The organism is Streptomyces sp. NPDC102258, from assembly GCF_055584685.1.
Genome location: NZ_JBVJLO010000021.1, coordinates 42,491 through 63,154 on the forward strand (window position 1 = coordinate 42,491; position 20,664 = coordinate 63,154).

18 protein-coding genes and 2 pseudogenes are annotated in these 20,664 nt (G+C 72.5%); 11 read left to right on the forward strand and 9 right to left on the reverse strand.

Annotation, left to right across the window (positions count from 1 at the left end; translation table 11 throughout):
• Positions 1 to 10: 10 nt before the first annotated feature.
• From ACZ6ZT_RS28715 to ACZ6ZT_RS28725, 3 genes are all read left to right on the forward strand, one after another.
• Complete coding sequence (locus ACZ6ZT_RS28715) at positions 11 to 892, forward strand: helix-turn-helix domain-containing protein (RefSeq protein ID WP_469722949.1); 882 nt, start codon at positions 11 to 13, stop codon at positions 890 to 892.
• 159 nt (positions 893 to 1,051) lie between these two features.
• Positions 1,052 to 2,305, forward strand: coding sequence for a methyltransferase family protein (locus ACZ6ZT_RS28720; protein WP_469722950.1), 1,254 nt, complete (start codon positions 1,052 to 1,054; stop codon positions 2,303 to 2,305).
• A 383-nt stretch (positions 2,306 to 2,688) separates the two neighbouring features.
• Entirely contained in the window at positions 2,689 to 2,985 is a 297-nt protein-coding gene (locus ACZ6ZT_RS28725) for a hypothetical protein (protein WP_469722951.1), read from the forward strand.
• A 688-nt stretch (positions 2,986 to 3,673) separates the two neighbouring features.
• On the opposite strand, the gene ACZ6ZT_RS28730 is transcribed toward ACZ6ZT_RS28725, so the two are convergent.
• Positions 3,674 to 3,841, reverse strand: coding sequence for a hypothetical protein (locus ACZ6ZT_RS28730; RefSeq protein ID WP_469722952.1), 168 nt, complete (start codon positions 3,839 to 3,841; stop codon positions 3,674 to 3,676).
• A gap of 406 nt (positions 3,842 to 4,247) precedes the next feature.
• Positions 4,248 to 5,741 (reverse strand): FAD-dependent monooxygenase, encoded by a 1,494-nt coding sequence (locus ACZ6ZT_RS28735; protein ID WP_469722954.1) that lies wholly within the window; start codon positions 5,739 to 5,741, stop codon positions 4,248 to 4,250.
• Positions 5,742 to 5,925: 184 nt separating this feature from the next.
• Between ACZ6ZT_RS28735 and ACZ6ZT_RS28740 the strand changes: the two genes are divergently transcribed.
• Positions 5,926 to 6,543: a TetR/AcrR family transcriptional regulator gene (locus tag ACZ6ZT_RS28740; protein ID WP_469722955.1), complete on the forward strand. Its 618-nt coding sequence runs from the start codon at positions 5,926 to 5,928 to the stop codon at positions 6,541 to 6,543.
• A 97-nt stretch (positions 6,544 to 6,640) separates the two neighbouring features.
• Here ACZ6ZT_RS28740 and ACZ6ZT_RS28745 read toward each other — a convergent pair whose 3' ends face one another.
• Positions 6,641 to 6,889, reverse strand: coding sequence for a hypothetical protein (locus tag ACZ6ZT_RS28745; RefSeq protein WP_469722956.1), 249 nt, complete (start codon positions 6,887 to 6,889; stop codon positions 6,641 to 6,643).
• A 705-nt stretch (positions 6,890 to 7,594) separates the two neighbouring features.
• Between ACZ6ZT_RS28745 and ACZ6ZT_RS28750 the strand changes: the two genes are divergently transcribed.
• Positions 7,595 to 8,134: a barstar family protein gene (locus ACZ6ZT_RS28750; protein WP_469722957.1), complete on the forward strand. Its 540-nt coding sequence runs from the start codon at positions 7,595 to 7,597 to the stop codon at positions 8,132 to 8,134.
• 53 nt (positions 8,135 to 8,187) lie between these two features.
• Here ACZ6ZT_RS28750 and ACZ6ZT_RS28755 read toward each other — a convergent pair whose 3' ends face one another.
• The gene (locus tag ACZ6ZT_RS28755) at positions 8,188 to 9,933 is read right to left on the reverse strand and encodes an immunity 49 family protein (protein WP_469722958.1); all 1,746 of its coding nucleotides are present in this window, start codon (positions 9,931 to 9,933) and stop codon (positions 8,188 to 8,190) included.
• 290 nt (positions 9,934 to 10,223) lie between these two features.
• Between ACZ6ZT_RS28755 and ACZ6ZT_RS28760 the strand changes: the two genes are divergently transcribed.
• Both ACZ6ZT_RS28760 and ACZ6ZT_RS28765 read left to right on the forward strand, forming a co-directional pair.
• On the forward strand, positions 10,224 to 10,763 hold the full coding sequence (locus tag ACZ6ZT_RS28760) for an EF-hand domain-containing protein (protein WP_469722959.1): 540 nt from the start codon (positions 10,224 to 10,226) through the stop codon (positions 10,761 to 10,763).
• A 103-nt stretch (positions 10,764 to 10,866) separates the two neighbouring features.
• Positions 10,867 to 12,462: an NAD(P)/FAD-dependent oxidoreductase gene (locus ACZ6ZT_RS28765; RefSeq protein WP_469722960.1), complete on the forward strand. Its 1,596-nt coding sequence runs from the start codon at positions 10,867 to 10,869 to the stop codon at positions 12,460 to 12,462.
• 43 nt (positions 12,463 to 12,505) lie between these two features.
• Here the strand turns inward: ACZ6ZT_RS28765 and ACZ6ZT_RS28770 are convergent, their stop codons facing one another.
• The 3 genes and pseudogenes from ACZ6ZT_RS28770 to ACZ6ZT_RS28780 form a co-directional block, all read right to left on the reverse strand.
• Entirely contained in the window at positions 12,506 to 13,357 is an 852-nt protein-coding gene (locus ACZ6ZT_RS28770) for an SDR family oxidoreductase (protein WP_469722961.1), read from the reverse strand.
• Positions 13,350 to 13,961: pseudogene (locus tag ACZ6ZT_RS28775) on the reverse strand (response regulator transcription factor); the annotation flags it as partial. The pseudogene ACZ6ZT_RS28775 and the gene ACZ6ZT_RS28770, both read right to left, overlap by 8 nt.
• A complete protein-coding gene (locus ACZ6ZT_RS28780) occupies positions 13,958 to 14,803 on the reverse strand; it encodes a sensor histidine kinase (protein ID WP_469722962.1) in 846 nt (281 codons plus the stop codon). The pseudogene ACZ6ZT_RS28775 and the gene ACZ6ZT_RS28780, both read right to left, overlap by 4 nt.
• Positions 14,804 to 14,942: 139 nt before the next feature.
• Between ACZ6ZT_RS28780 and ACZ6ZT_RS28785 the strand changes: the two genes are divergently transcribed.
• Positions 14,943 to 15,653 carry an ABC transporter ATP-binding protein gene (locus ACZ6ZT_RS28785; protein ID WP_469722963.1) on the forward strand — a complete coding sequence of 237 codons (711 nt, stop codon included), beginning with the start codon at positions 14,943 to 14,945 and terminating at the stop codon, positions 15,651 to 15,653.
• Positions 15,650 to 17,959: an ABC transporter permease gene (locus ACZ6ZT_RS28790; protein ID WP_469722965.1), complete on the forward strand. Its 2,310-nt coding sequence runs from the start codon at positions 15,650 to 15,652 to the stop codon at positions 17,957 to 17,959. Before ACZ6ZT_RS28785 ends, ACZ6ZT_RS28790 begins: the two co-directional genes overlap by 4 nt.
• A gap of 359 nt (positions 17,960 to 18,318) precedes the next feature.
• On the opposite strand, the gene ACZ6ZT_RS28795 is transcribed toward ACZ6ZT_RS28790, so the two are convergent.
• Together ACZ6ZT_RS28795 and ACZ6ZT_RS28800 are read right to left on the reverse strand one after the other, a co-directional pair.
• The gene (locus ACZ6ZT_RS28795; RefSeq protein ID WP_469722966.1) at positions 18,319 to 18,939 is read right to left on the reverse strand and encodes a hypothetical protein; all 621 of its coding nucleotides are present in this window, start codon (positions 18,937 to 18,939) and stop codon (positions 18,319 to 18,321) included.
• Between the two features lie 98 nt (positions 18,940 to 19,037).
• On the reverse strand, positions 19,038 to 19,502 hold the full coding sequence (locus ACZ6ZT_RS28800) for a cupin domain-containing protein (protein ID WP_469722967.1): 465 nt from the start codon (positions 19,500 to 19,502) through the stop codon (positions 19,038 to 19,040).
• 209 nt (positions 19,503 to 19,711) lie between these two features.
• Between ACZ6ZT_RS28800 and ACZ6ZT_RS28805 the strand changes: the two genes are divergently transcribed.
• Positions 19,712 to 20,350: an HAD-IA family hydrolase gene (locus ACZ6ZT_RS28805; RefSeq protein ID WP_469722969.1), complete on the forward strand. Its 639-nt coding sequence runs from the start codon at positions 19,712 to 19,714 to the stop codon at positions 20,348 to 20,350.
• Positions 20,351 to 20,427: 77 nt separating this feature from the next.
• A pseudogene (locus tag ACZ6ZT_RS28810) lies at positions 20,428 to 20,601 on the forward strand (S26 family signal peptidase); the annotation flags it as partial.
• Positions 20,602 to 20,664: the final 63 nt, after the last annotated feature.

The following is a 20,664-nucleotide window of genomic DNA, read 5'->3' on the forward strand; positions in this document are numbered from 1 at the left end:
AATGGGCCCCATGAACAGCAGCGCGCGCCCCGGTGCCCTCGGGGCCTTCCTCAAGGCCCGCAGGGCCGAGCTGACGCCGGGCGCGGTCGGGCTGCCCGACACCGGCAGCCGCCGCCGCGTGCCCGGTCTGCGCAGGGAAGAGGTCGCCGCCCTCACCGCCATCAGCACCGACTACTACACCCGCCTGGAGCAGGGCCGCATCCAGGCGTCGGCTCCGGTACTGCACACCCTCGCGCGCGTGCTGCGCCTCGACGACGACCAGCGCGCCTACCTCTTCGAGGTCGCCGGCCGCCTCTCCGAGCGACCGGCCCGCCGCGCCGTCCAGCAGGTGCAGCCCCGGCTGCGCCGCCTCCTGGACGACCTCGCCACCACCCCCGCGATCGTCCTCGGCCGCACCATGGACATCCTGGCCTGGAATCCCCTCGCCGCGGCGCTCGTCACCGATTTCTCGCAGATCCCGGAAAAGCAGCGGAACTACCTACGGCTCGTATTCACCGACCCGAAAATGCGGGAACTGTACGCCGACTGGCAGGACGTCGCCCACACCTGCGTGGCCCAACTGCGCATGGAAGCGGCCCGCGACCCCGGCAGTCCGCGGCTGACCGCGCTCGTCGGCGAGCTGTCGGTCCACGACCCCGACTTCCGCCGCTGGTGGGCCGCCCACCACGTCGCCGTCCGCGGCATGGGCACCAAGGTGCTGCGGCACCCGGTCGTGGGCGCGCTGACCCTCGACTGGGACACCCTCGCCTCCACGGTCGACACCGACCAGCAGCTCGTCGTCTGGACCGCCGAACCCGGCTCCCCCTCACACGACGCGTTGCGCATCCTGGCCGCCTGGTCCGACACCGGCCTCGCGACGCGGGGGCGCGGGGCCGCGCCGCGCGGCAGCTAGAGCGGCAGGGCGCGCAGGGCGACGGCAGTGCGCTTTCGGTCAACTCCGCTTCCACCGGGGGCTCTGGCGTCGGAATGCGGCGAGAATCGACGCCTGGCCGTTGTCGGCCGGCGCCGTGCCCGGCTCCGGCTCGGACACGCAGCAGGGAAATGCGTGCCGATGCCCGGTGGACCCCAGCTCACGCGGGAGGGCCTGGATCCGCAGGACGCCGCCGCGCTCGCGTCGGCCGTCGCGTACCTGCGTACGCACGACACGGCCGCCTCCCTGACCGCGGCGCTGCCCGGTCTCGGGGCCGAGGAGCGGCGGGCCGTGGAGGGGTACTGCGCCTTGGCCCACGTCGCCGTGATGGTGTTCCCCGCCTCCCTCGACCGGCTCCGCGACGCCTTGCGCGGGATGGGCCTGACGGCCGGGGCGGCCACGCCGAGCACCGTGGTGCGCGACCGGCTCGCCCGCAGACACGGGGTGGATCCGGCCGAGTTGGACGTGGTGATCCTGCGGGCCCCGGTCGGCGGCGGTCGCCCGTACGAGGTCGAGATCTTCGTATGGGCGGGCGGCGGCGGGCCGGGGACGTCCGAGATCGCCGTGCGGGAACGCGCCGAACGCAACGAGTCGCACATGGCGTTCGTGGTGGCGGACGGGGATGCGGTGGTGCTGGAGGGCCTCCAGTCGCTCCTGGGCCGGGCGGGACTGCGTCCGGACGGCGGCGGGCACAACCCGCACGATGACACCACCGTCCGCTACTTCCGGGGCGAGCGGCCCACAGGCAGCGCCTTCACCCGGCGGCTGGAGCTCACCGTGGCCGGGCAGTACGCGGAGGCCCCGGGCTCGGACCCCGCTCCGGCGGCGGAGCCGGCACGGCGGTTGCTGGAAACCATGACGGGGGCCTGGGCGACCCGGGCCGTGGCGGTCGCCGCCGAACTGGGCGTCGCCGACAACATGGCGGCGCCCGGGTCCACCGCCCCCGTACGGTCCGTGCCCGTTCTGGCCCGGCGGGTCGGGGCACACCCGAACGCCCTCGGCCGGCTGCTGCGCTACCTCGCCGCCCTCGGCCTCGCGGAACCCGAGGGGGACGGCTACCGGCTCACGGCGGCCGGCGGGCTGCTCCGTACGGATGTGCCCGGGTCGATGCGCCCCCTGGCCCTCATCTACGGCGGCGCGTTCTACGAGTCGTTCGGCGGCCTCGGGGACGCCGTGCGTACGGGCACCGATGTGTTCACGGGCTCCCACGGCCGGCACCACTTCGACCACTTCGCCCGTGATCCCGCCCTGGCCTCGCTCTTCGACCGGGCCATGGCCGCCGGATCCGCCATGTTCGAGCCCGTACCGGCCCTCCCGGAGGACCGACCCTGGTGGTCCTCGGAGCGCTGCAGGACGGTGTCATGCAGAGCGCGGCGGCCGCCGGACATCGTCTAGCGCCGGGCGGCGCGGCCATGTTCGAAGGGCTCGCCGATCTCGTCCTCCCGCACGCGGCCCGCAGTACGCCCGGCACGTCCTCGGCGCTCCCGTACGCATGCCCCAGAGCAGCCCAGTCGATGTCGTCCAGCCCAGCCAGCAGGTCGTCAGACCAGTTCATGATCCACACACTGCGTGCACCGCTGCCACCAAGCCACGCAGGTGGTTCACCAGCCTCGGCCGAGCGGGCAAACACGCTTCTCAATTAGTCGAGATCACTTGTCAGCGGACAACTGGTACGGCCGCGAGCCCCACCTCACGGCGTGACACCGTGGGCGCACGGGTATGTGACGCTGATCCGCGACGGTGGGAGCGGGTCCCGCCGCACCACGTGAGGGGGCCAGGTGGCGGGTATCGAGCGGGAGCCGGCGGCGGTGCGGATACCCAAGACGGCGCTGGACGCCTTCGCCGCGGCGCTGAGCGTGCGCACGGTGGCGATGCGGACGTGGCCCGACGGCATCGAGTGGATGTACCCGGTGGGCACGTGGGACGAGGCGCACCTGGAGGTGGCGCTCATGCCCGGCGGCGAGGAGGTGTGGCTGCGGATGTCCACCGACCGCTCCAGCGTCGCCGTGTGGACCATCGAGCAGTGGTGGGCCTTCGCCGGGGCGCTGCCCGGAGCGACGCCGCCGCAAGCTTGAGTTGCATGCCAAGGCGGTTCGGCCAGCTCACGAACGGCACGGACAGCGTGGCTCCGGCGAGCCCGGGTCGTCAAGCAGATGAAAGCGGTTACGACGCGTCAGGCCGCCGACCGCCAACCGTGGGGCCCTCCAGTGAGCCCGCCCACGACCCGACGTACGGCTACGGCCCGGAGACACGAACAGGTCTGGATTGGGCAGCACGACCTGGCACGGCTGCTGTCGATATTCCGCTCAATGATACGCGACCAGAAGCCGGGCTTGTGGGATCACATGAGTGACTACGGCCTGTCCTTCGAGCGCCGCGCGGACTCGGTCGATGCCAGCTCGCAGATCCGGTACGGCAAGCGCTGGACGGGGCCTGCCGTGCACATGCGCTGTACCACGACCGAGCCGGTCTACGACTGGGCCGGGGCACACCGTACGACGGGGAGGCAACGTTCACCTGGAACGTGCCGGGCTACGGCTCGCCCGCCACGGAGGACGAACGCTTCCGAGGCGTCACGCACCAGGCGCTGTGCGGGTTCAGCTGGACGAAGGGTGGCAGGCCGCGCCAGGTGGAGGTGCTGGTGACTATCGCGCGGCTACGCGTTGCCGCCCGAGTGGCGACCGGTGGATACGGCTGTAGCTAGGATGCGCAGCGGCCCGGCCCCAACAACTGCAATGGCAGGCCGGGCCGTTGTATGGGTGGCTACTGCCGGAAGCCCCACGGGTCGGACGAGGCGGCGTCCAGGACGTCCCACACGGTGTCTTCGACGTGCTCGGGCAGGGAGTCGAGGACCTTGGCGGCCGTGGCGGAGAAGCGGACCGCGTACGGCTGCTGTGCGGTCGCCGGCGCCTGCTGCTCGATCTCCCCCACGGCCTAATCCCTTACGTCCAGGACGGCGTCGCCGCCCCTTGATGTGGCCGTCCCAAGCGCCGTCAAGTCAGAAACTCTTCCCGCAGCAACACGAAGGTGTCCGACATGGCGTCCTCATCACTCACACGGCCCTCCCGGGGCGGGGGTGCGCCGACAGCCTGCAACGCCCCCTGCACCCCCCGGGATATCCACCGCCTCGTGAGACGGCCGCATCGGACGGCATGCCACACCGTAGGTTGACCGAGCTGGCCCGTGCCCTGGCCGAGTTCACTGGCGGCCTGGAACGCGGCCCGTAACCGCCGAAGACCCTCACTAGGGGCCAAGCGAGCTGGCCACACTTCAAGAGGTGTTCTTCGTATGCGGTCAAAATGATCAAATGAGACGCGGCACGCCCTTCCGTGTGTCTCTACGAGGCGACCGCGCGCTCCCGCGCGGGCCCCGTCCAGCGGTCGAGCGCCGCGTGCAGCCCGGCCGGGTCGGGGCGGTCGCTCGCCCAGGCCACGTATCCGTCGGGCCGCACGAGGAGCATGCTGCCGCGCCCGCTCCGCCACCGCGCGCACACCACGCCCTCGGGCGCGGTGCTCGGGACACCGTGCGGACTCACGATGACGAACTGGCCCCGCCGCAGTGCCTCGTAGAGACGGCCCTCCAAGAGTTCGAGGTCGGGGGCGCGCTTCCCGGTGAGCGGGTGCGAGCCGCGCTCCGCCCGGTAGGAGATGCCGACGCCGCTGATCATCCCGAGCGCCTTGTCGGCGGCCGGGCGTACGGAGTTGAGGGTCCGGGTGGCCAGCGAACGGGCCGCCCGCTGCAGCGGCGTGTGGGCCATGGCGAGCCGGACCAGCGCCCCGCTGCTGCGCAGCACCGACGCGCCGACCGGATGGCGCTCCGCCTCGTAACTGTCGAGCAGCACCTCGGGGTCGTCGACGCGTCCGCGTATCGCGGCGGCGAGCTTCCAGGAGAGGTTCGCGGCGTCCTGGAGGCCGGTGTTCATGCCCTGACCGCCGGCGGGAGAGTGGACGTGGGCCGCGTCTCCGGCGAGGAAGACCCGCCCGACCCGGTAGGACGGGGCCTGGCGTTCGTCGCTGTGGAAGCGGGAGATCCAGCGCGGGTCGTGCAGCCCGAGGTCGGTGCCGAAGGCCTCGCTGGCGATGGCACGCAGCTCGTCGAGGTCGACGGGGGCGGTGTCGGGGACCTGGTGGTCGCGGCTCCACCCCATGACCCGGAAGTAGCCGTCGCCGAAGGGGGCGATGACGGCGAAGGAGTCGCGGGAGCCCTTCACGCTGAGCATCTCGTCCGGCTCCTTCTTCAGCCGCACGTCCGCCAGGACGATCGAGCGGATCACGGACGCGCCGGGGAACGGCACCCCGAGCGCCTCGCGGACCCCGCTGCGGGAGCCGTCGGCGCCGACGAGATGGCGGACGCGGGCGGTGAGACGCCGCTCGCTGTCTGTCTCGCGCAGTTCGGCGGTGACACCGTCGCGGTCCTGGCGCAGGCTCACCAGCTCGGTGGCGTACCGGAATTGGACGCCTTCGGTCACGGCGCGTCGCTCCAGGAGGCGCTCCATCTCGTACTGCGGGGAGACCAGCAGGAACGGGAAGCGGGAGCGCAGCCGCGTCAGGTCGACCCTGACGTGGCCGAACATGTCCATGCGGCTGATGGTGGTGCCGGTCTCGATGAGTTCCTCGGCCAGGCCGCGGGCGTCGAGCATCTCCAGGGTGCGCGCGTGGACGCCGAAGGCGCGCGTCATGTTGCTGATCCCCTGCGGCCGGCGCTCGACGACGGTGACGCGCACGCCCGCGGCGGCGAGGTCGCCGGCGAGGAGCAGCCCGGTCGGCCCGGATCCGACGACGAGGACGTCGGCTGTTAAGGCGGCATCGGGGATGTGGGTGGAGTCGTTCATGGCTGCCTCCTGGACGGCGGCCGGCGGGTGGGCGTCGGTCGCGGGTCGGCGCTTGTAGGTCACCTTCGCGGGTCACGTTCGTAAGTCAACGCTTGTGGGTCAACACCTGTGGGTCAACGCTCGTTGGCAACGGTAGAACCGTGGAAACTGGCGTGTCAACAGTCGTTGGCCTACATTTGTTGGCATGACGACCGAAGCCCCCGCCGGAGGCCCCCGCCGCACCTCCGGAGCCACCAAGGCCGCGATCATCGACGCCGCCCGCGAGCGCTTCGCGGCCGACGGCTATGAGCGCGCAACCATCCGGGCCATCGCCAGGGACGCGGGGATCGACCCCTCGATGGTGATGCGGTACTACGGCAACAAGGAGGGCTTGTTCGCGGCCGCCTGCGAGATCCAGCTCGGCTTTCCGGCTCCGGACACGCTGTCGGCCGACGGGCTCGGAGAGGCGCTGGTCGCCCACTTCTTCGACCGCTGGGAGGGCGACGAGGTACTGACCGCCCTGCTTCGGGTCGGCGTCACCAACGCGGCCGGCGCCGAGCGGGTGCGGGCGATCTTCTCCGAGCAGATGGTGCCGCTGGCCGCCGCGGTCTGCCCCGACCCGGACGAGGCGCCGCGCCGCGCCGCCCTGGTGTCCGCGCAGATCCTGGGCATGGCCCTGACGCGCTATGTGCTGCGCTTCCCGCCGACCGCCGCGATGAGCCGTGAGGAAGTCATCGAGTGGCTGGCCCCCACGGTGCAGCGCTACTTGACGGCAGAGCGCCCACTCGTGCTCCACCGGGGTGGGCCGGACCGCTCAGAGTGATCCAGGGAGACCCAGGACCGGCCCGTACACGTACACGCACGAGGAGCAGCCGGCAGATGCCCGAGCTGTTTCCAGCGGGCGAGCCGCCGTCGGTGCGTCACATGGTGATCCCGGATATGCGCGGGTGCGCGATGCCACCGTCCTCGTAGTCGAGTTCGACCCGTATGAGGTCGGCGAGCCTGCGCCCGTGCCGGTCCTTGAGCGGCACCGGGTTCACCCTCGGCTCCGCACACATGTGGGAGTCCACGCAGTACCGGTCGAGCTCCATGTCCGGGTACGCGTCCCGCAGCCGGCTTTCCGTGGCCTCGCGGGGCGCGCGCAGGTCGAGTTTGTAGTCCAGCCCCATGAAGGCACCCATCGTGCACCGGCGGTCATGGGTTCCCGCGGACAGACGGGTGGCGCGGAGGAAGTGGGCGCCTCGGCGCAAGGTACGCCGAGGCTGCTGGTGAAACTCCCGACCGCCCAGTACCAGAGGTACCAGCCGCCGGCTACGAACAGGGTGACGGTGGCCACGGTGATGGCCACAGCGATGCGCTGGTGTCGGGCATGCGGGGCGTAGTCACCGAGCGGGAGTGTGTCGAGCAGTCGAGCATCGCCGTTCGCGACCCCGGGGCGGCAATCTCCGAGCACCTGGTCTCCCGACCGACGTCGTATCTGGGCCAAGAGATCGGTTGAGTGTTCGGGGGATTTGTGCAGGTCTCACATCACGGCGTCTGGGACCGGGGTTTCCCGGTCAGATACCTGCTGGTCCGCGAGGACGAGGAGGGCGAGGACAAGTATTGGGGGCGCTGCGCGGGCGTCGAGGGCATGTTCGTGGACAAGACGCCGCCGCGTGAGGTTTTGACGCTGCGAGGGTGTACTCCCACAGGTCCGTCGTGCGATGCCCTGTCGTCGGCCGCAGGGACGAGCGGCCTGCTGGGCGATGTGCGTGTCGAGGTATGGGACGAGCAGCAGCCGCTGCAGTGGTGGACCACACCCTTCGGATGTCGCCGCAGTTCAAACTCTTCGCGGGAACCCCATGGCGGCCAGTCCCACTGGACACTGCGTGGGAGTGGATGGGCTGTTCGTCCCGCGCGGGACCCCGCCATCGACTCCACTGCACCTCATCGGGTGCGAAGCCGCTGAAGCCTTGCTCGCCGCAATGCATCGGCCCCGCGAGTGGGACCGGGACTGGGTGCAATTGTGGGCACTGCACCGCCACGGCGGGGTGATGTACCGCCACAACGCGCAGGGCAGATCCGCATGGCTGGCCCTAACGGCCGCCCGCATGAATGGCCAGGGCCCGGACCGCTCTGGCGGCACCTACCATCTCGACGGCAGGTTCGCCACCGACGTGCCCGGTCTGCATTGCGCGATGGCAGAGGCTCTTGTAGGGCCCGGGTGCTACTTCGGCTGGGCGTGGGACGCATTCCGGGACTGCCTGAGTGGTGGGTTCGGCGTGGCGCTGCCCTTCACCTTGATCTGGCACGACGCGGACGTGGCGCGCCGAGCTCTGGCCGGCGTCGTCTCGGACCCCGATGAAGGGCTCACCTGTTTCGAGGACATCGTTCGGCTTCTCCAACGCTGCGGTGTCACCCTCGTTCTTCAGTAGCGGGGGAGCAATGGGGCCTGCTCCCCCGTCCCGGCCGCAGGGTGCGCGGGGCGTCAGTTCAGGAGGGCGGTGGGTAGGTAGGGCGAGGTGAGGGGGATCGGGGTGTTGGAGCGGTGGGCGTGGCAGGTCAGGGCCAGGGCGTCGAGGTTTATGGCGGCTGCGGGGTCGGTGGGCAGGGCGGCGAGGGTGTGGTGGTCGCGGTGGTCTTCCAGGGCGTCGGCAAGAGCCAGGGCGAAGCCGGCCGCGTCGCCCACCACCAGCTGGGACAGGAGCCGGGCGGGCGGGGGGAGGTAGGCGCCGCGGTCGTGGGCGGCGCACTGCGTGAGGGCCCGGTCCAGGGCGGGCACCGGGTCGGCGCCGGTGAGGTGGGCGTGCAGCGCGGCCGCGTAGGGCGCGACGGGGCCGGCGTAACGACCGCCTTCGAGCAGCGCGGGCGGCATGGCCAGGCATTCGGCGATCAGGGCGTCGTCGCCGTCGATCAGGGCCAGGGCCACCGCCTCCTTCCAGGGCTGGGCGTACCCGTCGTGCGAGGGGCCTTCCGCGGGGAGGGTGCGGGTGGCGTCGCCGACGGTGACCTCCTGCTCGGTGCCTGCTTCGGCCCGTGCCAGCCGGCAGAGGGCGGCCCCCGCCTGCGCCGCGAGCCGCAGTGCCTCCCGCAGCCGCGGGTCCTCGCCCCGCGGGTCGTGCGCGGCCCGCGCGAGGAACCGGCGGGTCTGGCTGGTCCTCACGTAAGACAGCGTTGCGACGGCGCGGTCCGGGTCCGTCGCCGGGTTCCCGAACCTGGCGAGGTGTCGGGCGGCGTTGGCGTCGAAGCGGTCCAGTTCCGTCACGGTGTGGCGGGGCAGCGGGCGGTCGACGACGAGGGGGCCCGCGGCGAGCGCTTCCAGGGCGTCGGGCCGCTTGCCCTTCCCGTACGCCCCCACGCGCGGGGCGGTGGGCGGGAAGCCGGAGACGGGCGCGGCCGGCAGGTACGGTGAGTCGACCCCCAGGGGCCATTCCTTCAGCCGCGTGGCCATGCCCGCCAGCGCGATCGCGTCGAACGGCAGCAGGGTGCGCGCGGCGGGTCCGTGGGCGGTGGGGGTCTCGTGGCGGGCTCGGTGCTGCTCCAGCTGCGCGGTGAGCGCGCGCTCGAAGGCCGCCCGGTCGTCCGCGGCGAGCGCCCTGAGGGTGGTCAGCGCCGCCCGGTACGCGGGCCAGTCGGTCCCCTCGCCCGTCCGCGCGGCGATCTCCTCGACCAGCGCGGCGCGTTCCGCGTCGGAGCCGGCCGCCGGCGTGTGTCCGGGGCTGGTCTCGGCGTATCCGTGGAGAAACGCCATGAGCGCGTGGACGAGCGCCACGTCGGGCCGTTGCTCGTTGCCGCGCAGGGTGGGTGCGGCGGTGAGGAAGAGCCTCGTGTTCGCGTCGGAGGCACCGGTGGTGAAGGCCGGGAAGTACGCGTCGAGCCAGGTGTGGGCGGCGACCGGGCCGGGCCCGCCGTCCCCGGTCTCGCCGTGGTTCACGCCGGTGCCGGTGTACTCGATGAAGACGTGGTCGCCGAGGCCCGCTTCGAGCGCGAGCGAGCCGATGGCGGCCGCCGCGGCGGACTCGGCGGCGATGCGGGCGTCCTTGCCGTCGAGGTCGGGGTGGGCGAGGGAGCGGGCGCCGAGGTAGTCGAAGAAGGACTCCGCGATCATCTCCCAGCCGTACGACGGGGATTCGTCGTGCTGCATGCGGTGCACGTCTCCGGCGATCCGCTCGGCGAAGTCCTCGACGGCACGCGACAGCCGTGCCTCCGCGACCTGGTGGCGTTCGATACGCACGTGCTTGTCCCCCGTGGTGACGCTCGTTGTGGTGCTTGTCGTGGTGCCGTCGCCCCGGTGGCGGCGCGGCGGCCTCGCGTCGAGCATACGAACCGGCTCCGACAAAGCGTTCCGGCCCCCGGGGCTCGGGGCCACCGTTTCGCCGCCTCGACCCTGTCCCCGCCGTTGGCGGCCGTCACCCGATTGCATGGTTGGCCTGGGGTTTTCGTGCGCGGAGGACGGGGCTTGTGGTTTCCTGGGGCCGCCTCGCACCGTGACGGGGTGACCACTTGGAGTGAGGGGATGGTGTCGTGAGCGTTCTGGACATCAAGTTGGAGCGGGCGTTCGATGTATTCGACTCGGACCGCGACGGCAGGCTCGTGAAGTCGGACGTCATCGGCCTCTCGGACCGGGTCGCGGAGTCGCACGGCTACGCCCCGGACGCCGTGGCCGCGTTGCGGACTTCGCTGGCGGACCTCTGGGACACCGTCTTCCAGACGATGGACAAGAACGACGACGGGGTGGTCGACCGGCAGGAGTTCCGGGCCGCGTTCCGGGCGCGGATCGTCACGGACCAGAACCGGATCTGGGAGCGGATCCGGGTCATGAGCAACGCCTGGACCGAGCTCGCCGACCTCGACGGCGACGGCATGCTGACCCGCGAGGAGTACACCTCCCTGTTGCACGGCATGTTCGGGCTGCCCCGGGAGACCTTCGACGAGGCGTTCCAACGGCTCGACGTCGACGGTGACGGGCGGTTGAGCCGTGACGAGATCAGCTCCGCGATGAAGGAGTACTACACGAGCGAGAAGCACACGGCGCGCGGGAACCAGTTCTTCGGCCGGCTCTGAGCAGCGGCATCCGGGGGCTCCGTGCCCCCCGCCCCGCCCTTGCCGCCCTCGCCGCCGCGAGGGAAGCCGATCCCTCGACACCACCTGCCTGGAGGACCTCTTGATGGCCGATGCCGCACTGCCGGTGATCGTTCTCTCCGACTCCGATCCGCTCCGCCGGCACGAGACGGCCGAGCTGGTGCAGAGCTGGTACCGGACGTCGTTCCGGGTGCTGCAGGTCGGAGGGCCGGCCGAGGTGGTCCGGGCGATGGCGGGGTTGGCCGAGCGGAACGTGCCGGTGGCGGCCGTGCTCGCGGACGAGGCGCCGGAGCCCGCCGCCGCGCACCCCGGAGTCCGCTGGCTGCCGCTGACCGGGGTCTCCGCGGCCGTGCCCGGCGCCCGTACCGAGGCCGACGGGGGCGACGAGGGCCGGGCCGAGCGGCTCCGGGACGCGCTCGACGACTCCCTGTGCACCTGGAACGCCGACCGCGCGGGCGACCTGCCCACCGCCGAGGTGCGCGGCAGCCGCTTCTCGCCCGCCGCGTACGCGGTACGCGACTTCCTCGGCCGCAGCGGCGTGCTCTACCGGTGGCGGCCCGAGCAGGAGGTGCGGGAGGCGCCGGTGACCGTCCGGCTCGGGGACGGCACCGAGCTGGTGGACCCGTCGATCAGCACGCTGGCCGAGCGGCTCGGCCTGATCCGGCCGGCCGGGCAGGACCACTACGACGTCGCCGTGATCGGCGGTGGCCCGGGAGGCCTGTCGGCGGCGGTGTACGCCGCCGCCGAGGGCATGAGCGTGGTCGTGATCGAGGACGACGCGCCCGGCGGACAGGCGGGGACGACCTCGCGGATCGAGAACTACCTCGGCTTCCCCGTCGGGCTTTCGGGCGGTGACCTGGCCCAGCGGGCCCTGCAGCAGGCGCGCCGGGCGCGCGTCGAGTGGCAGCCCACCCGGGTGGCCAGCCGGGTGACGCCGACCGCGACGGGCGGCCACACCGTCGAGTTCGTCAAGGCCGGCACCGACGAGACGGCCTCGGTGACCGCGGCCGCCGTGGTGGTCGCCACGGGGGTGGACTGGAACCGCCTGGCGGCCCCCGGGGTCGAGCGGCTCCTCAACTCCGGCGTCTACTACGGCTCCTGTCTCTCCGACGCCCCCTCGACCGCCGGGGAGGACGTGTACATGGTGGGCGCGGGCAACTCCGCCGGACAGGCCGCCCTCTACTTCGCGCGCTACGCCCGCTCCGTCACCCTGCTGGTCCGGGGCACGGACCTCGCCGCGTCCATGTCGAGCTACCTGGTGCAGCGCATCGAGCGGACCCCCGGGCTGAAGGTGCTACTGGGCACCGAAGTGGCGGCCTGCCTCGGCGAGTCCACCCTCACCGGGCTCACGCTCCGGGACCGCCAGGGCGGCGAGCGGACCGTCGCCGCGCACTGCCTGTACGTCCTGATCGGCGGCCGCCCGTCGAGCGAGTGGCTGGGCGGCGCGCTGAAGGTCGACGAGCGCGGGTACGTCCTGACCGGCGGCGGGGCCGGTCCGGACGCGCTGGCGATGGAGACCAGCCGGCCCGGGGTGTTCGCGGTGGGCGACGTACGGTCGGGGTCCGTCAAGCGGGTCGGCGCGGCCGTGGGCGAGGGCGCCGCGGTGGCCCAGTCCTTGGTGGAGTACCGCCGCCGCCACCCGGAGCTCTTCCAGGACGCGCGCACCCCCTGCGGGTTCTGACCGGCGCGGGCGTCCGCCGCCCTGGCGGCAGGCCGCAGCGGTCTCAGCGGAACGCGGCGATGTTGCGGGCCGCCCAGTCGGCGAAGGGGCGGGGGGCGCGGCCGAGGATCCGCCGTACGTCCGGGCTGACGCGTACCTCGGCCGCGCTCGGGGCGCCGAGGATGTCCAGGGTGTCCTCGGCGAGTTCGGCCGGCATGCTCCGGGCCATGGCCGCCCCGGCCTCCGCGCGGGTGAGCTCGTGGAACCGTACGGGTGCGCCCAGCACGTGGGCGATGGCCTGCGCCTGCCCGCGCGGAGTGATCGTCTCCGGGCCGGTCAGTTCGTACACCGCGCCGCTGTGCCGGTCGTCCAGCAGGCAGGCCGCCGCGGCCTCGGCGATGTCGGCCGGGTCGATGACCGGCACCCCGGTGTCGCCGAAGGGCGCGGCGACGACCCGTCGTTCGCGGACGGAATCGGCCCACCACAGGGCGTTGGAGGCGAAGCCGCCCGGCCGCAGGACGGTCCAGTCGGGGCCGGACTCCCGCAGCGTGTCCTCGACGGCGCGCATCGCGATGCGGGTGGGGCCGTAGGGCCTGGTCGCCACGGCCAGCGAGGTGAGCAGGACGATCCGGCGCACCCCGGCGGCCGCGGCCCGGCGGATGATGCCGGCCGGGTCGGCCCCGGCGGCGTGCAGGTCGCCGGGCAGCATCAGGAACAGCGCCTGCGCCCCGTCCAGGGCCGGTTCGAGGGTGGCGGCGTCGGTGAGGTCGGCCTTCAGGTGGCGGACGCCGCGGGGGACGCCGTCGGTCGCGGGCGTCGCGTGCCGCGACACCGCCGTCACCGGCCGGCCCGCCTCGGCCAGCGCCCGCGTCAGCGGCCCGCCCACGTTTCCGGTGGCCCCGGTTACTGGCCACATGGGTCTTCACGGTCGCCTCACTGAGCGTCAGGTCCCGCGCCAGTTCGGCGTTGGAGAGCCCCCGCCCCATGAGCGTCAGCACCTCGCGCTCGCGCGGCGTCAGCGCGGCCAGGTCCCGGTGGACGGCCGGGGCCGCGAGGCCCGCACCGGTTCCGGCGGCGCCCGCCGCGAAGCGTTCCACCAGGCGGCGGGTGATCGAGGGGGCGAGGAGGGCGTCGCCGGTGCTCACCAGGCGTACTGCCGCGGCCAGATGCGCGGGGGTGACGTCCTTGAGCAGGAAACCGCTGGCTCCGGCGGCGAGGGCGGCGTAGACGTAGTGGTCGAGGTCGAAGGTGGTCAGCATGATCACCCGGCAGTCCGGCGCCCGCGCGAGGATACGGCGGGCGGCTTCCAGGCCGTCCATGACGGGCATCCGGATGTCCATCAGTACGACGTCGGGCCGCAGCCTCAGTACGGCGGCCACGGCCTCGGCTCCGTCACCGGCTTCCCCCACCACGTCGATGCCGCGGGCGGTGAGGATCAGGCGGAAGCCGGTGCGCACCAGTTCCTGGTCGTCGGCGATCACGACGCGGGGGGCAGCGGATGCGGGGGGCGGCGTCGTCATGGCCGGTCCAGCGGGATCCGGGCGCGGACGCGGTAGCCGCCGCCGAGGCGGCGGCGGGCGTCCAGGTCGCCGCCGTAGACGGCGACCCGCTCCCGCAGACCGAGCAGCCCGCGTCCCGTTCCGTCGGCCCGGCCGGGGGCCGGCTCTCTGCGCGCGGGCCGGCTGTCCGACAGGACGCTCGGTCCGCTGTTCAGCACCTCGACGCGCAGGTAGTGGTCGGCATAGCGCACCGTCACCTCGGCTTTCGCCCCGTCTCCGTGTTTGAGGGCATTGGTCAGGGCCTCCTGGATGATGCGGTAGGCGGTGACGTCGATCCCGGGCGGCAGCGGACGCGGCTCACCCGAGACGCGCATCTCCACGGACAGGCCGGCGAAGGCGATCCGGTCGATCAGCGAGCTGAGCCGGCTCAGGCTCGGCTGCGGTGACAGGTCCATGCCGTAGGGCTCGTCGTCGCCGTTCTGCGCGGGCGCGAGCAAGCCGAGCAGGTGCCGCAGCTCGGTCATCGTGTTGCGCCCGGCGGTCTCGACGGCGCTCATCGCGGCCGCGGCCTCCTCGGGCATCGTGGCCAGCACCTCGCGGGCGGCCCCGGCCTGGACCACCATGAGGCTGACGTTGTGGCTGACGATGTCGTGGAGCTCGGCGGCGATCCTGGCCCGCTCGGCGTCGACCGCGGTCCGCGCCGCGCTCTCGCGCTCCCGCTCCAGCAGCCAGCCGCGCTCCTCGATGGCCGCCTGGTGCCGCCGCCGCGCCCGAACGGCCGCCACGCACAGACACCCGGCGGCACCAACCGCCGCCGCCAGGGCGATGATCAGCCACACCGTCCCGGATCCCGATCCCCTCACCGGAACATCTTCGCAGCCGTACGGCGCGCACCGCATCGGCCCCCGGATACAGCCGCGTACATCTCCGGGATGACCTGCCCGGACCGATACATCCGGGGAGGGACGCCCCGTCCGCCGACTCCCTCCTACATTGCGCATCATGACGACTGATCACGGAAGTACCCGGCACGTGGTGGTGCGGCTGGACGGCGTGCACAAGGAGTACGGCGACGCGAAGGCCCTGGACGGCTTGTCCCTGGAGATCAGGGCAGGGGACGCGGTCGCCGTCATGGGCCCCTCCGGCTGCGGCAAGTCCACCCTGCTCAACATGGTGGCCGGCCTGGACCGGCCGACCTCGGGCACGGTCGAGGTACAGGGACATGACCTCGGAAAACTCAACGAGACCGGCTTGGCGCTGTTCCGGCGACGGAACGTCGGCATGATCTTCCAGTTCTTCAACCTCATCGACGATCTGCCCGTCCTGGACAACGTGGCGCTGGCCGCGCAGCTGACCTGCACCCCGGCCCGGCAGGCGCGCCGCCGCGCTCTGGAGCTCCTGGACGAACTCGGTGTCGCCGAGCGCCGGAACAACTATCCGGCGACGCTGAGCGGCGGCGAGCGCCAACGCGTCGCCGTCGCACGGGCGTTGATGAACCGGCCGGCCCTACTGCTGGCCGACGAGCCGACCGGGGCCCTCGACAGCCGGTCGGGCGAGCAGGTGATGGATCTGCTGATCGACCTCAACCAGATCGGCCAGACCCTGCTGATCGTCACCCACGACCCGCGACTGGCCACCCGCTGCGCCAGTCGGCTGATCGAAGTCGCCGACGGCCGGGTCGCCCGCGAGAGCACGCTGGAGGCGACCGCGTGAGCGCCGTGTGGAGAGCCTCGCGCGCGGCCGTGAAGCGCCGCCGGGTCCAGACCTTCGTCATCGGGCTCGTCGTGTTCTGCTCCACCACGACCGTCCTGCTCGCGCTGGCGCTGCTGAGCGCCGCTTCGGGCCCCTTCGACAAGGCGTACGCCGAACAGCGCGGTGCCCATACGGTGGCGACGTTCGACACCACGAAGGTCTCGCCGGAGCAGCTGGCGCGGACCGCCCGGCAGCCCGGGGTGGAAGCCGCGGCAGGGCCGTTCGGGCAGGCCGTCCTCGACATCCCCAAGGACTGGCTCTGGACGGCGGGCGGCACCCTCACGGTGGTGGGCCGGGCCGATCCGGCGGGCCCGGTGGACCGGATCGACCTCCTTGAGGGCCACTGGGCGACCGCCCCCGGCGAGATCGTCGTCAACTGGTCCTCCCAGGGCTCCCCCGGCACCGCGCTCCTCGGCACCCGGCTGGAGACCCCTGGTGGGGTGACGCTGACCGTCGTCGGATTCGCCACCAGCATGAGCAAGTCGGCGAGCGCCTGGGTCTCCCCCGAGCAGATGGCCGCCCTGCACCCGGCCTCCGCGCAGATGCTCTACCGCTTCACGGACTCCGCGACGCAGGCCCGGCTCAGCGCCTCGCTGGCCCGGGCCACCACGGGACTGCCCGGGGAGGCGCTGACCGGCGCCCAGACCTACCTCACCCTCAAGCAGGCCTTCTCCGCGCTGGCCGACTCCTACCTCCCGTTCATCACGCTCTTCGCCATCCTCGGCCTGCTCGTCTCCACCCTGATCGTCGGCAACGTGGTCAGCGGGGCGGTCGTCTCCGGGTACCGGCACATCGGGGTGCTCAAGGCCCTGGGCTTCACCCCCAACCAAGTCGTCGCCGTCTACCTGACGATGCTCTCCGTACCGGCCGTGGTGGGCTGCGTGCTGGGCACGCTGGCCGGCAACGCGCTGGCCGGGCCGATCCTGAGGGTCGCGTTCACCGGCATCGAGGTGGGCCGGGCCCCGGTCGGCGACTTCAGCCCGTGGGTGTCCGTGGCCTGCCTCGCGGGCATGGCCGCCCTCGTCCTGCTGGCCGCGCTGGTCCCCGCCCTGCGCGCCCACCGGCTGCCCGCCGCACGGGCGATCAGCGCGGGCGGCGCGCCGCGAACCGGGCGCGGGCTGCGCGTGCAGCGGTGGCTCGGCGCCAGCCGGCTGTCGCGTCCGGTCAGCATGGGCCTCGGCCTGCCGTTCGCCCGCCCCGGCCGCACCCTGCTGACCCTGGCGGCCATCGTCCTCGGCGTCACCACGGTGACCCTGTCGACCGGGCTGACCAGCACCATGGTGGCGTACGGCGAGACCGGGCGGGAGGACGGAGGCGCCCGGATCCACGTGACGACCGGCGGGTCGGGCAACGACCGGACCCCGCCCCGGCTCGATGACCCGCAGATCGACCAACGGCTACGGTCACTGCCGGGCGCGGAGGGGGTACAGGCCCGCGCGCTGTCCCAGGTGAACCTGACCGGGCAGACCCAGCCCGTCTACGCCGACTTCTATCGCGGCGACGATTCGCTGTACGAGCACACCATCGTCAAGGGCCGGGCGCCGGGCGCGGCGGGCGAGATCGTGGCCGGTCCGGCGTTCCTCACCCAGCGCGGGCTGGAGCTCGGTGACCGGGTCACGCTGGAGCTGAACGGCAGGAGGATCACCGCGACCGTCGTGGGGCAGCTCATCGAGGGCAACGCCCGGGCCCTGGAGGCCACCTGGGAGACCCTCGCCCTCCTCGCCCCGGACGCCCACGCCACCGAGTACACGGTGCGGCTCGCCCCCGGGGCCGACGCGCGCGCCTACGCCGAGGCGGTCGCGGCGCTCGACCCGGGTCTGTCCGCGTCGGTGATGGACTCCGGCAACGCCGGCACCGCCACCGTGATCACCTTCTCGACGGTGTTCACGGTGCTGCTGACGCTCGTCGCGTCGCTCGGTGTCTTCAACACCGTCCTGCTGAACACCCGCGAGCGGCGCCGGGACCTGGGCATGCTCAAGTCGATCGGGATGACCCCCCGGCAGGTGGTGGTGATGACGGTGACCTCGGTCGCCGGGCCGGGCGCGTTCGGCGGGCTGCTCGGCATCCCGCTCGGGATCGCGGCGCACCGCCTCGTGGTGGACCACGTCGGGGTGGTGGACTTCCCCGCGTACATGAAGGACGTGTGGCACGTGCCGCAGCTGACCGCGCTGCTCCTGGCGGGTGTGGTGATCGCAGTCCTCGGCGCCCTGGTCCCGGCCCGCTCGGCGGCCCGGATGACCATCGCCTCGGTGCTGCACACCGAGTAGGACGAGTAGAACGACTGGATCACCCGCCGGCTCCGGAGAAAAAGGGCCCCGACCGGCCAGGGGGGGAGAGGCCGGTCGGGGCGGGCCCTGACGCAGCCGGGGGGGGATGGCTGGTCAGGGCGTATGGGGGACGGCATAAAAGGGGGCTCCGGCGCTTCCGCCGTCAGCACACTTCCGCCGGACCCCTGCCACGGTACTCCTCGTAAGCGGCACCGCCGTAACGCCGCACGCCCGAAAACGGACCGCTTCTTCAGATCGCACCCTCGAAGACGGATCAGGAACGGCTCATCCTCACCAGCCCCGAGCTCGCCGAACGCGGTGAGTGACCGCCTGTCGGCCCCCTCCGGCGCGTGCGCCGGTCACGTCACCCTCCGGGCATGACCGGTCGCAGGGGGCTGAACCTCCAAAACGACCGCGGTCCCGGCCACGGTCCGGTCCTCGTGCAGGGTGATCTGCCGGCCGGGTCGGACGTGCGTCCAGTGGGAGGGGGTGAGGGGCACGAGGCGCACGGTGGCCTGCCCGCCCGGCTGCAGAACGGGCATGTTCTCCACCCAGAGCGCGGCGATGCTGACCGCGCGTTCTCCGGTGGGCGAGAGGTGTCCGATGTCCCACATGGGCCGCAGGACGCCGGCGCCGGGGATGGGTGTCGTACGCCGGCCCTCGCCGGCGGGGCGGAGCCTCAGCTCTGCCCGGATCACGCCGTTGCGGATCTCGGCGCACCGCCAATGGCACCAGGCCGCGCTCCGCTCCAGCCGGAGCTGCTCGGCCGCTTCGGCGAGCTTCTCCCACAACGCCAGAGGGAGCGGGCGCACCTCCGCGAGCTCCTCCAGCAGGCTCAAGGCGATCTCCCACTCGTCGTGGGCGAGGTAGTCCCAGACGTCTCGCAGCGTGATGTCGTTCTCGGTGGCGGTCTCTTCCGGGACCAACAGGGAGGCTGATTCGAGCAGCGCGGGGACGTCCATGTGCTCGTTGTCGACCATGTGCCAGACCGTCCTGGTGTGGATGAGCCGCGGCCATGACACGGCGCCGCGGCGGCGAATCCGGCCCGCAGCCCGCTTGGCGTGTCCTCAAGCGCGTGTCATTCCTCGTAATGGATGTGGTGTCGGGCGGCGATGGGGTTGATCTTCTCAGGGTCCAGTTCGCCGCCGGTGAGGACGGTCGGGCCGGCCTCGACCAGGTCCTCGACGTAGCACTCCCAGCCGCCCGGGGAGGAGATCTGCAGGATGCGCGGCGGCGGGTCGCAGGCGCGGCGCAGGGCGTGCGGGACGCCACGGGGCAGCAGGGCGAAGGCCCCTCGCGGCGCGAGGTGGGTCTGGTCGTCGAACTCGATGGCGAGGACCCCCTCAAGGACGTAGACGCACTCGTCGGCCCGGTGGTGGACGTGCCGCGGAATGTCCTTCGCCAGCGTCACTTCGAGGACCGACAGCCGCCCCTGGGTATCGGCCGTGGCGGCCTTGACGGCGAAGGCGAGCGGCAACGGTACGCGGCCCGGCCGGACGGCACCGGGTTCGAGCAGGATGAAACGGTCCTCGTCGTTCGTCATGGGTGGCACTCCCTCGTGTCTGCCGGGCTGTCCGGCGGTCTCCTCTCCTTGACGAACCGGCGTGCCGAGTTGTGACGGGGCGCGCGGGGTTTCAGGGGGGTGTGGCCGCGCAGTTCCGTGCGCGACCAGCCGGCGGCCTGGGGCGGCGGCCGAGCCAGGTCCGGGCATGGCGCTTGCGCACCGCTGCGCGAGCGCAGGAGGGTGTGGGCATGACGACGACGCCGTGCGCTGTGCTGTTCGACGTGGATGGCGTATTGATCGACTCCGGGGCGGCCCACGACCGCGTGTGGGCCTCGTGGGCGAAACTACGCGGCCTGGACCCGGAGTACGTGCGGCAGGTCACTCAAGGCAGGCGGCGCCAAGACACCCTGCGCATCGTGGGTCCGGACCTCGACATCGCGGACGAGAACCAGGTGCTGGATCGTTTGATGGCCGCCGAGGAAGAGGCCATGCGCCCCTACGCTGACGCCGCCGGCGTCCTGCGCGCGTTGATGACGCCCTGGGCAGTCGTCACCTCCAGTCGGAGGGCGGCGACTCGGTTACGGATGGAACGCCTGGGGCTTCCCGTGCCGCACGTGCGCATCTGTGCCGAGGACGTCCAGCGCGGCAAACCCGCACCGGACGGCTACCTCGCCGCGGCGGAACAACTCGGCGTAGACCCGCGCCGATGCGTGGTGGTCGAGGACTCACCGGCCGGCATCCGGGCCGGCCGCACCGCCGGCTGCACCGTCTACGCCGTGACAACCACGCATACGCCCGAACTGCTCGCCGAAGCCGATGCCTGCTTCCCCACCCTGGGCCACGCCGCGCAAGCCATCACGGAAACGTTGGGACCGGCCGGCCGCTGAGCTCCGGCCGCGGTCCCGCCGCGGCCGGGCAGTACAGTGCTGCCCTAGGTCTGAGCAGGGGCCTCTCCGTGGAGCGGGTGATCGCCGTGGGCGGTGACCGCGTCACCTACGCGCCCGGCGACCGTACGCTGACGCTCAATGGGAAGCCGCTGGACGAGCCGTACCTCCAGGGCGGCGATCCAGTGGCGGGTACGCCCGCGGCGTTCGACGTGTCGGTGCCCCGGGGGCGGTTGTTCCTGCTGGGCGACAACCGTGGGAACTCCGCCACCGTGTTCCGGGTTCCGTGTCGGCCTCTTCGACGCCGTGCCCCCGCG

Bases quoted from the DNA above. Each gene is read 5' to 3' on its own strand.
- ACZ6ZT_RS28715 (WP_469722949.1), top strand. From the start codon at position 11: ATGAACAGCAGCGCGCGCCCCGGTGCCCTCGGGGCCTTCCTCAAGGCC.
- ACZ6ZT_RS28720 (WP_469722950.1), top strand. From the start codon at position 1,052: ATGCCCGGTGGACCCCAGCTCACGCGGGAGGGCCTGGATCCGCAGGAC.
- ACZ6ZT_RS28735 (WP_469722954.1), bottom strand. From the start codon at position 5,741: ATGAACGACTCCACCCACATCCCCGATGCCGCCTTAACAGCCGACGTC.
- ACZ6ZT_RS28740 (WP_469722955.1), top strand. From the start codon at position 5,926: ATGACGACCGAAGCCCCCGCCGGAGGCCCCCGCCGCACCTCCGGAGCC.
- ACZ6ZT_RS28745 (WP_469722956.1), bottom strand. From the start codon at position 6,889: ATGGGGCTGGACTACAAACTCGACCTGCGCGCGCCCCGCGAGGCCACG.
- ACZ6ZT_RS28765 (WP_469722960.1), top strand. From the start codon at position 10,867: ATGGCCGATGCCGCACTGCCGGTGATCGTTCTCTCCGACTCCGATCCG.
- ACZ6ZT_RS28770 (WP_469722961.1), bottom strand. From the start codon at position 13,357: ATGTGGCCAGTAACCGGGGCCACCGGAAACGTGGGCGGGCCGCTGACG.
- ACZ6ZT_RS28785 (WP_469722963.1), top strand. From the start codon at position 14,943: ATGACGACTGATCACGGAAGTACCCGGCACGTGGTGGTGCGGCTGGAC.
- ACZ6ZT_RS28795 (WP_469722966.1), bottom strand. From the start codon at position 18,939: ATGGTCGACAACGAGCACATGGACGTCCCCGCGCTGCTCGAATCAGCC.
- ACZ6ZT_RS28800 (WP_469722967.1), bottom strand. From the start codon at position 19,502: ATGACGAACGACGAGGACCGTTTCATCCTGCTCGAACCCGGTGCCGTC.
- ACZ6ZT_RS28805 (WP_469722969.1), top strand. From the start codon at position 19,712: ATGACGACGACGCCGTGCGCTGTGCTGTTCGACGTGGATGGCGTATTG.